The sequence below is a fragment of the Bradyrhizobium sp. MOS003 genome (genome assembly GCF_003020125.1).
In the GTDB taxonomy this organism is placed as follows: Bacteria; Pseudomonadota; Alphaproteobacteria; order Rhizobiales; family Xanthobacteraceae; genus Bradyrhizobium.
The window spans coordinates 739,088-752,929 of the sequence record NZ_PYFW01000001.1 but is presented as its reverse complement, the minus strand read 5'-3'; the positions used below and the strand labels follow the sequence as shown (position 1 = coordinate 752,929).

General features: G+C 65.3%; 13 protein-coding genes, 1 pseudogene and 1 riboswitch. Of the genes and pseudogenes, 6 read left to right on the top strand and 8 right to left on the bottom strand.

Annotated features, from left to right (window positions below):
* Window positions 1-28: 28 nt before the first annotated feature.
* The 4 genes and pseudogenes from C7G42_RS03550 to C7G42_RS03535 all read left to right on the top strand — a co-directional run bounded on the left by C7G42_RS03550 (window position 29) and on the right by C7G42_RS03535 (window position 2,074).
* Complete coding sequence (locus C7G42_RS03550) at window positions 29-457, top strand: hypothetical protein (protein ID WP_106947681.1); 429 nt, start codon at window positions 29-31, stop codon at window positions 455-457.
* Between the two features lie 103 nt (window positions 458-560).
* Window positions 561-919, top strand: a pseudogene (locus tag C7G42_RS03545) (VOC family protein).
* Window positions 920-1,049: 130 nt separating this feature from the next.
* Window positions 1,050-1,451 (top strand): SRPBCC family protein, encoded by a 402-nt coding sequence (locus C7G42_RS03540; protein ID WP_106947680.1) that lies wholly within the window; start codon window positions 1,050-1,052, stop codon window positions 1,449-1,451.
* Between the two features lie 128 nt (window positions 1,452-1,579).
* Window positions 1,580-2,074, top strand: a complete 495-nt coding sequence (locus C7G42_RS03535; RefSeq protein WP_199580627.1) for a hypothetical protein — start codon at window positions 1,580-1,582, stop codon at window positions 2,072-2,074.
* On the opposite strand, the gene C7G42_RS03530 is transcribed toward C7G42_RS03535, so the two are convergent.
* The 4 genes from C7G42_RS03530 to C7G42_RS03515 form a co-directional block, all read right to left on the bottom strand.
* A complete protein-coding gene (locus C7G42_RS03530; RefSeq protein WP_106947678.1) occupies window positions 2,071-3,516 on the bottom strand; it encodes an MATE family efflux transporter in 1,446 nt (481 codons plus the stop codon). The two genes, C7G42_RS03535 and C7G42_RS03530, sit on opposite strands and share 4 nt — an antisense overlap.
* Window positions 3,517-3,685: 169 nt before the next feature.
* On the bottom strand, window positions 3,686-4,738 hold the full coding sequence (locus tag C7G42_RS03525; RefSeq protein WP_106947677.1) for a hypothetical protein: 1,053 nt from the start codon (window positions 4,736-4,738) through the stop codon (window positions 3,686-3,688).
* Between the two features lie 104 nt (window positions 4,739-4,842).
* Window positions 4,843-5,259: a PAS domain S-box protein gene (locus C7G42_RS03520; RefSeq protein ID WP_106947676.1), complete on the bottom strand. Its 417-nt coding sequence runs from the start codon at window positions 5,257-5,259 to the stop codon at window positions 4,843-4,845.
* A gap of 55 nt (window positions 5,260-5,314) precedes the next feature.
* Window positions 5,315-6,451, bottom strand: coding sequence for a 2'-deoxycytidine 5'-triphosphate deaminase (locus tag C7G42_RS03515; RefSeq protein WP_106947675.1), 1,137 nt, complete (start codon window positions 6,449-6,451; stop codon window positions 5,315-5,317).
* A gap of 80 nt (window positions 6,452-6,531) precedes the next feature.
* Window positions 6,532-6,611: riboswitch (SAM riboswitch) on the top strand.
* A 73-nt stretch (window positions 6,612-6,684) separates the two neighbouring features.
* On the opposite strand from C7G42_RS03515, the gene C7G42_RS03510 reads away from it, so the two are divergent.
* Window positions 6,685-7,872 carry an O-succinylhomoserine sulfhydrylase gene (locus tag C7G42_RS03510; protein WP_199580782.1) on the top strand — a complete coding sequence of 396 codons (1,188 nt, stop codon included), beginning with the start codon at window positions 6,685-6,687 and terminating at the stop codon, window positions 7,870-7,872.
* A 126-nt stretch (window positions 7,873-7,998) separates the two neighbouring features.
* Here C7G42_RS03510 and C7G42_RS03505 read toward each other — a convergent pair whose 3' ends face one another.
* Genes C7G42_RS03505 through C7G42_RS03495 form a run of 3 tightly spaced genes read right to left on the bottom strand, consistent with a single transcriptional unit; the run spans window position 7,999 to window position 11,084 of the window.
* Window positions 7,999-8,985, bottom strand: a complete 987-nt coding sequence (locus C7G42_RS03505; RefSeq protein WP_106947674.1) for an SGNH/GDSL hydrolase family protein — start codon at window positions 8,983-8,985, stop codon at window positions 7,999-8,001.
* Between the two features lie 18 nt (window positions 8,986-9,003).
* On the bottom strand, window positions 9,004-9,774 hold the full coding sequence (locus C7G42_RS03500) for an SGNH/GDSL hydrolase family protein (protein ID WP_106947673.1): 771 nt from the start codon (window positions 9,772-9,774) through the stop codon (window positions 9,004-9,006).
* Window positions 9,774-11,084, bottom strand: coding sequence for an OpgC domain-containing protein (locus C7G42_RS03495; protein ID WP_106947672.1), 1,311 nt, complete (start codon window positions 11,082-11,084; stop codon window positions 9,774-9,776). Before C7G42_RS03495 ends, C7G42_RS03500 begins: the two co-directional genes overlap by 1 nt.
* A 213-nt stretch (window positions 11,085-11,297) precedes the next feature.
* Between C7G42_RS03495 and apaG the strand changes: the two genes are divergently transcribed.
* Window positions 11,298-11,690 carry a Co2+/Mg2+ efflux facilitator ApaG/CorD gene (gene apaG, locus C7G42_RS03490; protein ID WP_199580780.1) on the top strand — a complete coding sequence of 131 codons (393 nt, stop codon included), beginning with the start codon at window positions 11,298-11,300 and terminating at the stop codon, window positions 11,688-11,690.
* Between the two features lie 1,006 nt (window positions 11,691-12,696).
* Here the strand turns inward: apaG and C7G42_RS03480 are convergent.
* Entirely contained in the window at window positions 12,697-13,716 is a 1,020-nt protein-coding gene (locus C7G42_RS03480) for an Hsp33 family molecular chaperone (RefSeq protein WP_106947671.1), read from the bottom strand.
* Window positions 13,717-13,842 lie beyond the last annotated feature (126 nt).

The following is a 13,842-nucleotide window of genomic DNA, read 5'->3' as shown; positions in this document are numbered from 1 at the left end:
TTGACCAGACGGATGCGCCGCGCTGGGCTTGCGGGACGTCGCGCGATATTACAACCAGCGGGCGAATCAACGCTCCTTCGAGGCGGCGAACCGGCAGATGAACAGTGCCCCGGGTGATGTGATTGCGGCCACATTGATCGCGCTTGCCGTCGGTCTTGCCTTCATCGCCGGCTGTGCCGTCTATTATGGCCGCCAGATCACTTCGCGCAGGATTCCGATGCAGTGGGGCACCGACGGTCAGCCGGCCTGGTTTGCACCACGTCTCATCGGGCTCTGGTTCAGCTTCGGCATCACGGCGGCGCTGTCCGCGTTCCTGCTCATTCTCGCCCAGCACGACCCTCAGAAGCTCACGGCGCTGATCGTCGCAACGGTCAGCGTGATCGGAACGAACATGTGGGTTCACGTCTATCACCTGAAACGGGTGATCCGTTGGCAGTCGGAGGCCCCGGCGAACTAAGCGGCGCCGGGCGCAAGATTCTCCAAGAGCGGCCCACCTCACCCCGACTAGGGTCGCCTCCGGCGCGCGCCATTTTCGGCGCGTTTTGCAGATGGAGACGACCATGTACGACCACATCGGGCTTCGCGTTGCCGATCTCGACGCCGCGACACGCTTCTACACCGCGGTGCTGGCGCCGCTCGGTTACGTCCTGTGCTCCAGCGGCGACGGTTATGCCGGCTTCGGGCCGAAGGGCGAGCCGGCGCTGTGGCTGCACCTCAACAAGGGCCGCAAGGCCGACGGCGCGCACATTGCGTTCCGCGCCGGAGATCATGACGCGGTCAAGGCATTTCACAGCGAAGGCCTGAAGAGCGGCGGCCGCGACAATGGCGGCGCCGGGCCGCGCAAGGATTACAGCCCGACCTATTACGCGGCGTTTTTGATCGACCCCGCGGCAACAATGTCGAGGCGGTCTGTAGCTGAGCACCCTCCTCGTCATTGCGAGCGCAGCGAAGCAATCCAGACTGCCTCCGCAGAACCATTCCTGGATTGCTTCGCTGCGCGCGCAATGACGGGGTTGTAGCGCCGACCTATCGTAGTCAAGGACATCTCCATGGCCTCCATCCACAACGACATTCCTCTTAACGCTTCCGCGCACCACGTCTGGAATGCGGTGCGCGATTTCGGCGCGCTGCATGAGCGGCTGGCGCCCGGCTTCGTCACCGCCTGCACGCTCGACGGCAATGCGCGTATCGTCACCTTCGCCAACGGCTCGGTGGCGCGCGAGATCCTGGTCGATTGCGACGACGCGCGGCAGCGCCTCGTCTATGCCATCAACAACGAGCGGCTGAAGCATTACAGCGCCTCGGTGCAGGTGATCGCCGACGGCGAGCGGAGAAGCCGCTTGGTGTGGATCATCGACATGCTGCCGAACGAGCTTGCAGCCTATGTCGAGGGACAGACCAAGGAGGCCGTCGTTGCGATGCTTAAAGCGTTTCCGCCGGCTGCAGCCTAGCCGCGGTCGACGCGCTGCGCTTCTGTGAGTTTTCTCACAGAGCTCCGCCCTCGCCAGCCGTAACCATCGCGGCGTGCGTCCGTTCGGCTCCGCTCTCCCGGCGGCGCCACGCGCGCGAGGAGCATGCCATGAGAGGTGCGGACAGAGTGATTTGCCAAGCGGCCGCCGTGCTGCTGCTGTTTTCAGTCGCGAGCTCGCCGGCGAAGGCGCAGTTCCTCGGCGGCGGAGGTGTCGGCGGCGAGGACATGATGACCCAGATGGCGCCGATGCTGGAGATGATGAAGGCGAAGATGGGCAAGCGCCGCTTCGCCATGATGATGCAGACCATGGGCCCCATGATGAGCCGCATGATGGAGAATGGCGGCGGTGGACTTGGTGGCATGATGAGCGGCGGTGGCCTCGGCGCCAGCACGCTCGGCGGCGGCTTCGGCGCACCCAATTACGGCGGCTACGCCCCGACGGGTGGCGGCCCCATGCCGGCCGGTTATGGCGGTGTTGGTGGCGGCGACATCATGGGCATGATCGGCGGCTCCAGTGGCGGCGACATGATGGCGATGATCCCGCAACTGATGCGGCTCGCCAATGTCGGCGGCAGCGGCCATCGCCGCCACAGGCATCGCTAATCGGCTGCGCCTGAAAGCGCCGGCCTGACCGCAGGCTTGCTCGCGCGCGGCCCCCAGCGCGTCAGCACCACGCTGGAAGATGAGAGCAGGCCGAGCAGGACCATCGAACTCGCGGCCAGCCAGAAATAGCTCTGCGCGGTGGCCTCGTGGGTGGTCAACCACCAGCCGGCCGCCGAGATGTAGACCAGCCGCGCCGTCTGCGCCAGCACCGGCCCAATCACCTTGGCCGCGCCTTGCGAGGAGAAATACATCGTCGAGGCGAGCCCGATGAAAGCGTAGAATGGCGCGACCGTCGACAAATATTGATGGCTGGCGGCGCGCACCGTCGCGCTGTCCGTGAAGATGTTGACCCAGAGATCGGGGAACATCGCGACGAGGCACGCGGGCGCCCCGACGGCCACGAAGGCGCTCGCACCCGCGATCCACGCGATGCGCCGCGCGCGCGCGATGCGGCCGGCGCCGATCGCCATGCCGACCATCGGCACCGAGGCGATGCCGAACGAGAACGCGATCGAGGTCAGCAGGAATTCCAGCCGCGCGCCGATGCCGTAGCCGGCGAGGATCGCGGTGCCGAACTTCGCCAGCATGTGGGTGAAGATCGAGATCGTCAGCACCGATTGCAGCGGCGAGAAGCATGCGATGGCGCCGACCTTCAGGATGTCGAAAAACATCGCCCATTGAATCCGCAAGCCGCGCAGCTTCGGTGTCACCCGGGCGCGGCCGGAGAACAGGTACCAGCCCATGATGCCGATGTTCATGCAATAGGCGATCAGCGCGCCGGCCGCGACGCCGCGCATGCCGAACTGCGGCACCGGCCCGAGCCCGAGCCCAAGCGTGCCGCCGAGCACGATCTGCCAGGCCGCGGAGTTGAGGATCAGGAACGACGGCAGCTTCATGTTGCCGGTGCCGCGCAGCACGCCGGCCATGGTGTTGAGCAGCCAGGGCAGCACGGCGCCGCCAAAGAACACCTGTGTGTAGGCAATCGCGTGCGTGAGCACGTCGCCGCGGCCGCCGAGCATTTCCAGCACACGCGGCCCGAAGATCAGCATGCCCAGCATGAAGACGAGGCCGAAGCTGATGCCGATCAGGATCGCATGCGCGGCGAGGGTGCCGGCGCGCTCGTGGTCGCCGGCGCCGAGCGCGCGAGCAATGGCGGAAGCCACCGCGCCGCCCATCGCGCCGCCCGACATCGTCATGGTGAGGATGATGGTCGGGAACACGAGCGCCATCGCCGCCAGCGCCTCGACGCCGAGCCGGCCGATATAGGAGGTCTCCGCGATCACCGTGCAGGTGCCGGCCGAGAGCGCGATCACGTTGGGCCAGGCGAGCGACAACAGCGTACGCAGGATCGGCCCGTCCGTCAGCGCGCTCCGCACCGGGGGTGGGGGCGGCGGCAGCGGACGCTCTTGTTCATCGACCGGGATTTCGGCGATGTCGGACATGTCCTCCCCCGGGGCGGAGCCCCATCTGCGGCGCGGCAATGCCTAGGTGTGCCAATTATTTTCTTCGCGCAGAGGGCGCGGCGAGAGGCTTGTTAGCACGGCGCGGGGCGATTCCTCCTGCGCCAGTTGCAGGCGTGCCCTGCGGCAGCGCATTTCGATGGGGGGGAATTTACCCGATCGTCCACACCAGCGGCGGCCGCCCTCCTGTCGTCGGGCGCAAATGCACGCCGATGTGCCGCCCACATCCCGCAGCGAGGCCTGCGAACAATCCCTCCAGCACCCTGGCGCAGGCGGGGTGATAGTCGGCGACGCCGTCCATCAGCTTCCAGCTCTGCTGGCGGAGTTCGAACGTGCCTTCGGATTGCGTGGTCTCGGCCGCGTCGTCCTGCGCGGCGAGCAGCGCATTCAGGAACGCGGTGAATTCATTTGCACCGCCGCGGCTCATCGCCAGTGCGGCAGCGACCTCGTCGAAATATTGCATGCCGATCAGCTTGCCGGTGAGGTGCAGGAGATAGCTCGCATCCTCCGGTCCGAACAGCTGCACCATGACGGGCGCGGCGGTGCGGACATATTCCATCGCGTAGTTGCGATAGGCTTTCTCCAGCCGCGGCTTCGGCCAGCTCGCGACCGGCAAAGTCGGCGCAGTCTTGGCATCGAACAGCGGCGCTTCGAGGTGGCGCGCGAACACGAGCCGCTGGTCCAGCTCGAGCGGATGGTCGTATTGGCAATAATAGCCTTCCAGTCCGTCCTGGCCGTCGACGCTCTGCTTGGTGCAGACGAAACCGAGCCTGAGATCGCCGAGCGCGACGCCGTTATTGGCGTGCCATCCGCGCAGCATCGCACGGCTCACCTCGCCCGGAACGCCGCAGATCGCGGTGCCTTTCCAGATCCAGCGCGGCGGCGGATAGCGGATCCAGGCCTTGGTGTCGCTCTCATACATGTATTCGACATGCACGCCGCCGATCCAGTTGGAGAGATAGTGATATTGCGCGGCCGCCACCGCCGGCGGCAGATGATCGATCCCGAGCTTCCGCAAGCCCGGCAGGAAGCGCTCCTGCTGCTGCCGGCGGAACACGCGGAAGACGAACTCGGCGGCGTCCGCGGTGCCGCGCCGCGTGACGACGGTGAGGATGAGGCCGGTGAAGTAAGCGTGATAGAGATCGGCGACCGCGCGCCAGCGCTTCCATTGGGCTTCCTGCGCGAGATCTGATGCGGCGGTCATGTTCGCTCCCGATCGTTGTTGCGATCGAGTGTGTCACCGCGCCTTCCGGCAAGCAACATGACGCCCGTGCAGAGCGCCCTGCGCGGCCGCCCGCCAATTCCGCATCACGAAGTTTGCGGCGGCGCCTTGGCTGCGCGCTCGCGCTCGACCCGTTCGGTGACGTCACGCGCCATCGCCACCGATCCCAGCACGTTGCCGCCGGAATCCCGCACCAATGCGAATGTCATCTCGATGTAGAGCTTGCGTCCGCTCTTGTGCAGCGCGCGGGTCAGCGTCGGCCTGCCCGCAAGCTTCATCGCGCCGCTGGCCAGCGCAGCTTCAAAGCCTTTCCAGTGCGCGGCACGCAGATGCTCGGGAATGATCAGGTCGAGATTCTGGCCGAGCGCTTCCGTGGCCGAGAAGCCGAACAGCGCCGCCGCTGCACGATTCCACCGCATGATCGTGCCGGAGCGATCCGAATAGATCAGCGCATCCGCGACGTCTTCGGCGATCTTTGCGTCGAGTTCGGATGGGTCGGTCATGTCACCACCTCGTAGCCTGATTTCGCTTGCGCTCCATCTGGGCTACAGGATCGGGCTACACCCGGAAATGCTTCGATAGTTTGAGGCCCTGGGCCTGGTAGTTGGAGCCGATGCGCTGACCGTACATCGCGTCGGGACGGGCCAGCATCTTCTCGTAGACGAGGCGGCCGACGATCTGGCCGTGCTCGAGAATGAACGGCACTTCGCGCGAGCGCACTTCCAGCACGGCGCGCGATCCCAATCCGCCAGCGCCGGCATAGCCGAAGCCGGGATCGAAGAATCCGGCATAGTGCACGCGGAATTCGCCGACCAGCGGATCGAACGGCACCATCTCCGCGGCGTAGTCGGGCGGCACCTGCACGGCTTCCTTCGAGGCCAGGATGTAGAACTCGCCGGGATCGAGGATCAGGCTGCCGTCGGGACGGGCCGAGATCGGCTCCCAGAAGTCCTCGACGGAATAGCCGGCGCGGCGATCGACGTCGATAACGCCGGTGTGCCGCTTGGCGCGGTAACCGACGAAGCCGTTCGCCTTCTCGCCGGAGAGATCGACGGAGACGGCGACGCCGCCGGAGAGATCGGCATCGTCGATGTCGACGAGACGCTCTGCGGCATGCAAGCCATCGAGTTCGTCGGGATTGAGGATGGCGTCGCCGGTGCGGAAGCGCACCTGGCTGAGACGCGAGCCCTCGCTGACCAGCACCGGAAACGTCTTCGGGCTGATCTCGGCATAGAGCGGGCCGTGATAGCCGGCGCCGATCATGTCGAAGCGGCGGGTGCCGTCAGCGATCACGCGGGTGAAGACGTCAAGCCGGCCGGTGGAGCTCTTCGGGTTCGCGGCCGCGACGATCTCCGGCGGCAGCGCGAGGCTCTCCAGCAGCGGCACGATGTAGACGCAGTTGGTTTCAAGCACGGCGCCGTCGGCGAGGCTGAATTCGTGCAGCTTCAATTCGTCGATGCGCTCGGCGACGGTGGCGCCGGGACCGGGCAGGAAGCTGGCGCGGACGCGATAGGCAATGTCGCCGAGACGCAGATCGAGGCTCGCCGGCTGGATCTGGCTCTCGACGAAATCATAGGCGGGCAGGATGAGGCCTGCCGCCGCCATCGCCGCGATCATGCGGTCGGGCAGGATACCATTGGCGTCGGGCGCGACCGTGAACGTCAACCGGGGGTCCTCATCGGGGGTCAGATGCATCCGGACATGCCGGAAATACAAGTCTTTTACGGCTATCCGATGGACGCCTTGACGGAAAGGGCATTGCGGAATATGAGCATCACTTATCCCGTGGTGATTTGAGCCGGCCGGCTTGCAGCCACGTTAAATAAGTCGCTAAACAGGCCGGGGACCTCTGTGATCCCGGCCCGTGGTTATATCCAGGCCGGTTTTTTGTGACCGTTTTCGACGAGACGGTCATGTCGGAGGTACCTATGTCGAAGTCGACCGCCCACTACCGTCCCGAAACCCGCCTGGTCCATTCCGGCACCCTGCGTTCGCAATATGGCGAGACGTCGGAGGCGCTGTTCCTGACCCAGGGCTATGTCTACGACACCGCCGAGCAATGCGAAGCGCGGTTCAAGGGCGAGGATCCGGGCTTCATCTATTCGCGCTATTCCAATCCCACCATCGCGATGTTCGAGCGCCGCATGATCGAGCTCGAAGGCGCCGAAGCCGCCCGCTCGGCCGCAACCGGCATGGCCGCGGTGACAACCGCGATCCTGGCGCCGCTCAAGGCGGGCGATCATCTGGTCGCCTCCCGCGCGCTGTTCGGCTCGTGCCTCTACGTCGTGCAGGACCTGCTGCCGCGCTACGGCATCGAGACCACGCTGGTCGACGGCGCCAATCTCGACGAATGGCAACGCGCGGTGAGGCCCAACACCAAGACGTTCTTCCTGGAGAGCCCGACCAACCCGACGCTCGACGTGCTCGACATTCCCGGGATTGCCGAGATCGCGCACAAGGCCGGCGCGCGGCTCGTCGTCGACAACGTGTTCGCGACGCCGATCTGGCAGAGCCCGCTCGCGCTCGGCGCCGACGTCGTGGTCTATTCCGCGACCAAGCACATCGACGGCCAGGGCCGCTGCCTCGGCGGCATCATCCTGTCCTCGGAGGCCTTCATCGCCGAGCATATCCACAATTTCATGCGCCAGACCGGCCCGTCGATCTCGCCGTTCAACGCCTGGGTCCTGCTCAAGGGTCTCGAGACGCTGGGCGTGCGCGTGCGCGCGCAGACCGAGACTGCCGCGCGCATCGCCGACGTGCTGGCGAGCCATCCGAAGATCTCGCGGCTGGTGTTCCCGGGCCGCGCCGATCATCCGCAGGCAGCCCTGGTGAAGAAGCAGATGCGCGGCGGCTCGACGCTGGTCGGCTTCGAGGTCAAGGGCGGCAAGCAGGCCGCGTTCCGCGTGCTCAATGAATTGAAGCTTGCGAAGATCTCCAACAATCTCGGCGACGCCAAGAGCCTCGTCACCCATCCGGCGACCACGACGCATCAGCGCCTGAAGCCGGAGGACCGCGCCGCGCTCGGCATCAGCGAAGGTTTCATCCGCTTCTCGGCGGGGCTGGAGCATGCCGATGATCTGATCGAGGATCTGACGGCGGCGCTGGAGAAGGCGTGAGAGGGGGAAGGTCTGGTAGGGTGGGCAAAGGCGCGCTTGCGCCGTGCCCACCATTCTCGATGACAACGACGAGATCGTGGGCACGGCGCGCGAAGGGCGCGCCTTTGCCCACCCTACGGCACCGTCTCACATCGGCCGATATGTCTGCACGTCCGCCGGCACGTTCACGCCGAGCTTGATCTGGCCGACGGAGCGGATGATGTCGTCGCCGAGCAACTGGGCGAAGCAGGCGTAGCCCCAATCGTTCATGTGCAGACCGTCGGCGATGACGAAGCTCTCGACCGGGATCGCCTGGTTCTCGTGCCAATCGCGCATGACCTCGAAGCGCGGGAAGATGCCGACATGGCGCAGCTCGGCAACCTTGCCGAGCAGATTCACCATCTTGCCGGCGCTCTCCTTGCGCTGGTTGACGGCCGGTGAATATTGCGGATCGACCAGCACGATGTCGGCATCGCCGGCGGCCTGAATGCGGCCGATGCCGTCCTCGACCATCTTCGCGGTGTCGCCGGGATCGAGATTGCGCAGCACCGCATTGGTGCCGACCTGCCAGATCACGAGATCCGGGTGCACGTCGATCACCTGCGTCTGCAGTCGCTTCATCATCTCAGGCGCGTCCTCGCCGCCGACGCCGGCATTGACGACGGTGATGTCGGCGGTCGGATAGTGCCGGCGCAATTGCGCGGCGAGACGGTTCGGATAGTTGAACTCCGGCGAGCTTGCGCCGAAGCCCGCGGTCGACGACGAGCCGAACGCGACGATGACGACGGGCTTGCCCGCGACGAGCTTGCCCGCGACATGCGGCAGCGAGCCCATCGCCTTCGAACCGCCCTTCGGCGGCAGGCACGGCACGCGGCTGAAAATATCGGCGGCGGATTTGGCCACCTCTTTCACTTTGTCGATGGCGCGTGAGGTGACGCCGCGCTGCTCTTGTGACCTTGCGGCGATGGTGGTCTGCGAGGGTGAAGCGGGCGCGGGATCAGACGACTGCGCCGGTGTGGGCGCCGCCTGCGCGGCCTGGGTCTGCGCATGCGCGGCCGGTGCCAGCAACAAGAGCACTGCTGCTGCAGGCGCGGCCAGCCATGCCGTAAGGCAAAAAGGGCGGAGAGAACTCATTAACGCTAGACCTCAATTCTACTGCTGGACCGACCCCAGATGGGCTGCGTCGATCACGAACTGTGCCAACGCCCGGCCAAGGCAATCATGGACTTGCTTCGCCAGCTCGGGCCCGCGGGTCGGGCTGAACAGGTCGAACTGACCCTGATCATTCCACTGCCGCATGATCGTGAAGCGGTCGAACAGCGGAATATCATGCTCCTGCGCCACAACGCGCATATTATCGAGAAAGGGCTGCGCCGAGATCATCGTCTCGGTACGTGGGCTGTATTGCAAATTCATCAGAACGACGTCGGCCCCTGCCTTTTGCAGCGCAATAACCCCGTCGGTAACGGCGCTGCGAAACTCGTCGGGATCGATGGATCGGATGGCATCCACGGTCCCGGTTTGCCAGACCACTAAAGTAGGCGTTTTTGCTTCCATCAGCTTAACGAAGGTCGAGGCGGCCTCCTCTGCCGTCTTCTTGCTCTGTATTTCTACGGAGACGTGCACCGCCTCCGACGGCGGCAGCTTTTCCTTCAGGATCGCCTCCATGCGCGCCGGATAGGAGCTGCTCTCCGACGCCGGAATCGTGGTCGAGCGGCTGCCGATGACCAGGATCTCGAGCGGCTTACCGGCCTTGACGGCTTCGGCGACCTTGGGGAGCTGGCTTTCGCTGTTGAGGAGATAGGACGGCAGCTCGCACGCCGCGGGCGCGGCGGCAGGCGCAGCAGCATCCTCCGCGCGCGCCACAGGCACGGCGAGGCCACCGCATAACAGGACCAGGCTCAGGAGAACCTTCGCCTTCATCAGCCCCCTCCCGCCAGATCGGCGTTGCCGACGGCGTTCTTGGTTTTCGCACCGCTCTTGTCAGCCACGCGCTTGTACCACGAAATCACCCAGGCCACGCCCCACATGATCAGGACCCCGGAGAGACTAATCAGCGCATGCATGGCTGCCCCGCCGGAGACCTCGGCGAGAATGAAATGGCCGGCGAAGGCCAGGAAGACGCCGAGGCAGAAGATCTCCAGGGAATGCTGCCCACATAGAATCAATGGGCGCAGCCAGCGCGATTTCAAGCCCGGCCAGTCCCGGGGCAGGAAGCGCACGGTGAGCGCGGCCAGCGCCAGGAAATGCGTGAAGCGCAACACGTCGAGATTGGTCTTGTCGATCGGATACATCCATTGCTCGATCAACTTAGGCATAAGGTGCGACAGCTGGGGCACGTACCAGGTCAGCGTCACGTAGAAGGCCGCGACAAGGTAGGCGATCGAGATCCACATCGTCACCGACGACGCCAGAACGCGCGACATGCGCCGCGCTCCCCCGAGCGCGCACCATGCCCCGAACACGAACAGCAATTGCCAGGCGAAGGGATTGAAGGCCCAGAAGCCGTTCGGATAGGCCGAGAGATAGAGGTCGAACTCCCAGGTTGCTGCATAGAGCAGGACCGAGAGGCCGAGCGTGACGTCCGGCCGCCATTTCATCAGCCACAGGATCAGCGGCAGCGCGAGCATCAACACGATGTAGAGCGGCAGCACGTCCATGTTGACGGGACGGAAGCGCAAGAGCAGCGCCTGCACGATGGTGACGTCGGGCTGCTTGAGGAAATCCATGATCCCCATCTCTTCGGTGTAGAGCGGGTTCTCGAAGCGGGTCGCGACGTAGGAGATCTCGGCGAGGAAGATCGTGAACAGGAAGACGTGGGCGACGTAGATCTGCCAGACCCGGCGCAGGATGCGCGCGGTGGCGATGACGACGCCGCTCTCCAGCATCGCCCTTCCGTAGACGAAGGCGGCGGTGTAGCCGGAGATGAAGATGAAGATTTCGGTAGCGTCGCTGAGGCCGTAATTGCGGATCGTCAGCCAGGTCAGCAGGCTGGCCGGCAGATGGTCGATGAAGATCAGCCACAGCGCCAACCCACGGAACAGGTCGAGCCGGAGCTCGCGCTCGCCGATGGCGGGCAGCGTGATGGCCGGCGCCCTGGCGCGCGGCTTCGACCCAGCGGGCTTGCTGCCCACGGCCGCGCTGTCTGCAGGCTTGACGTCTGCAGGCTTGACGTCTGCAGGGTTGGCGGTTCCCGCGATCGTCGATCCCGTCACTTGGTCGGCAATGGTCATCGGGGGCCAAATACCCTTCGGCAAATCGCGACGTCTCGAGGAGTGTACCGGTCCGGTCGTCGTCTCGCAAAGCGGCCGGGTCACGGAAGGGCTCGAACCCCTCCGGGGGTATTTCCCTCGGGGTGTCCTACCCTTCGAATTCTGGCGGGACGATGTCGCGAAAGCCGCCTCAGGGGTTTGGTTCCGGAGCCGGATTTCGATATGGTAGCAGCCATGTACCGCGCCGTGACCCGCCAGATTGAAGTAACCGTCGAGCCGAACTTTGTTCCGGAACAGTCCTCGGCCGACCGTTCCCGCTATTTCTGGTCCTACACCATCGTCATCACAAATTCGGGCGAGGAGACCGTGCAGCTGAAGACGCGGCACTGGATCATCACCGACGCCTCCGGCCGCCAGCAGGAGGTCAGGGGCGAAGGCGTGGTCGGCGAGCAGCCGACGCTCGCCCCCGGCGAGCGCTTCGAATACACCTCGGGCGTCCCGCTCTCGACCGCCTCCGGCTTCATGACCGGCCGCTACCAGATGGTCAGCGAAAGCGGCGAGCGCTTCGAGATCGACGTGCCGGCGTTTTCGCTGGACAGCCCTGACAACAAGCGGGTGTTGAACTAGGGGCGGCGCGCTCATGTCCCAGACAAGCTGCAACGCCGTCGGCGTTGCGGGCGCAGAGCCGGGCCCCAGAGCGGCACGGCACGACGCAGCAATATGGGCCGCGCTCCCTCAGCCGTCATTGCGGGGAGCCCTTGCGACGAAGCAATCCAGAATCCCTCCGCGGATGGATTCTGGATTGCTTCGCTGCGCTCGCAATGACGGAGTATGACGCAGCGGCATCGCTCTTTCGTCTACATCTCTCTTGCAGACATGCCTTCTCGTTCTCGCGGCGCGTTTCGCCCGAGCTTTGCTTCGTCGCTCCACCCTCCGATCCAAGAGGGCGCAGGGAAGGCCGGGTGCCGGCTGGCACCCGCGGTCCGCTGCGCGAAAGGCACGCGCAGAAAGAACCGCACAGCAGCATACAGGTGTCGCCGATCACTCGGCCTTCCCTGCGCGATGGCTGGACGGCTTATGCCGTGATCTCCCGGGAGCCGACCATTCCTTCTGGCCTCCCTCGCCCCGCGAATTTGGATGATGCAGTCTGCCCGGTTGGGCTCGCTCGCACCTTCGCGAAAGACTTGACCGTGGCAACGACGGCCAGGACCACACGGTTTTGCCGTACGCACGGCCCGCCATGTCGCCGCAGTTTTTCCAGCCCTGTCGACGGAGCCGGAAACTTACGAGCGAGACGAAGCCTGACAGCGCCGTCGTCCGCACGTGGCCTCGGGCTCACAGGGACTACCCGCCCTGCCCGCGCCTCTCATGCCGACGCTGCCGCGTCCACCGCAAGCCTGGCTCGCGAACATGACGACTTCACGTCGCCCCTCTTGGTGAGCCGGGATGAGCGACACATACGCCGAAACCGAATTTCGGTAAAGTGAAATATTTTCGAGCGCGTGGATTGACAGAGGCCAACACAGGCAGTTGCCGTAGGGTGGGCAAAGCGAAGCGTGCCCACGTTTTTTACCGTCATCGAGGGATCGTGGGCACGGCGCAAGTGCGCCTTTGCCCACCCTACGAGAGCTCGCTACGCGTCCTCGACGCCCGCCTCGTCCGGCGTGAAATCGTACACCGAGCTGCAGAATTCGCAGGTGACGACGACCTTGTCGTCCTTCACCATCGCCGCGCGGTCGTCGGGCGAGAAGCTCTTCAGCATGGAGGCGACCGCATCGCGCGAGCAGGAGCATTGCGCCTTGAGGACCATCGGATTGAACACGCGCACGCCGCGCTCGTGGAACAGGCGGAACAGCAGCCGCTCGCCGGAGAGCTCGGGATCGATCAGCTCGACGTCCTCGACGGTCTCGATCAGCGAGCGCGCCTCGACCCAGGCATCGTCTTCCGCGACGCTGTGCACCTCGACGCCATCGGGGGCATCGCCGGGATGCAGATCGGCCTGCCGCGCGCGCTCCGGCGCCTTCGGCAGAAACTGCATCAGCATGCCGCCGGCGCGCCAGCGATGCTTGCCGCCGTCGTTCGAGCGCCACTCCTCACCGACCGCGAGACGCACCTTGGTCGGGATCTGCTCGGAGCGCAGGAAATATTCGTGGGCGGCGTCTTCCAGGCTGCCGCCGTCGAGCGCGACCAGACCCTGGTAGCGGCTCATGTCGGGGCCCTGGTCGATGGTCATGGCGAGATGACCGCGACCGAGCAGCGCGCCGGAATCCATTCCGGATTTTTGGGCATCGCCGAGGCGCGCGGCGTCGAAGCGCGCATAGGCGCGCAGGCGATCCGGCGCCTGATAGTCCACCACCAGGAACGACACCGGACCGTCGGTCTGCGCCTGCAGGATGAAGCGTCCCTCGAATTTCAGCGCAGAGCCGAGCAGCGTCGTCAGCACGATGGCCTCGCCGAGCAGCTTGCCGACCGGCGCGGGATAATCATGCTTGGTCAGGATTTCGTCGAGCGCCGGGCCAAGCCGCACCAGGCGCCCGCGCACGTCGAGCGCGTCGACCTCGTAGGGCAACACGGCGTCATCGATCGGAACCGCTGATGGCGCGCGAACCGGACCCTCAGGGCCGGCTTTCATCTCAGGGGATTGGGAAACCATGGGGCGTTATCTGGGGTCCAAGGGCGGAAATGGAAGGGGGCGGGGGGCACTCCAAACTCGACGTCGTCCCGGGGCGCGCAACACGCGAGCCCGGGACCCATAACCACAGGATGACTTTATTGCGCA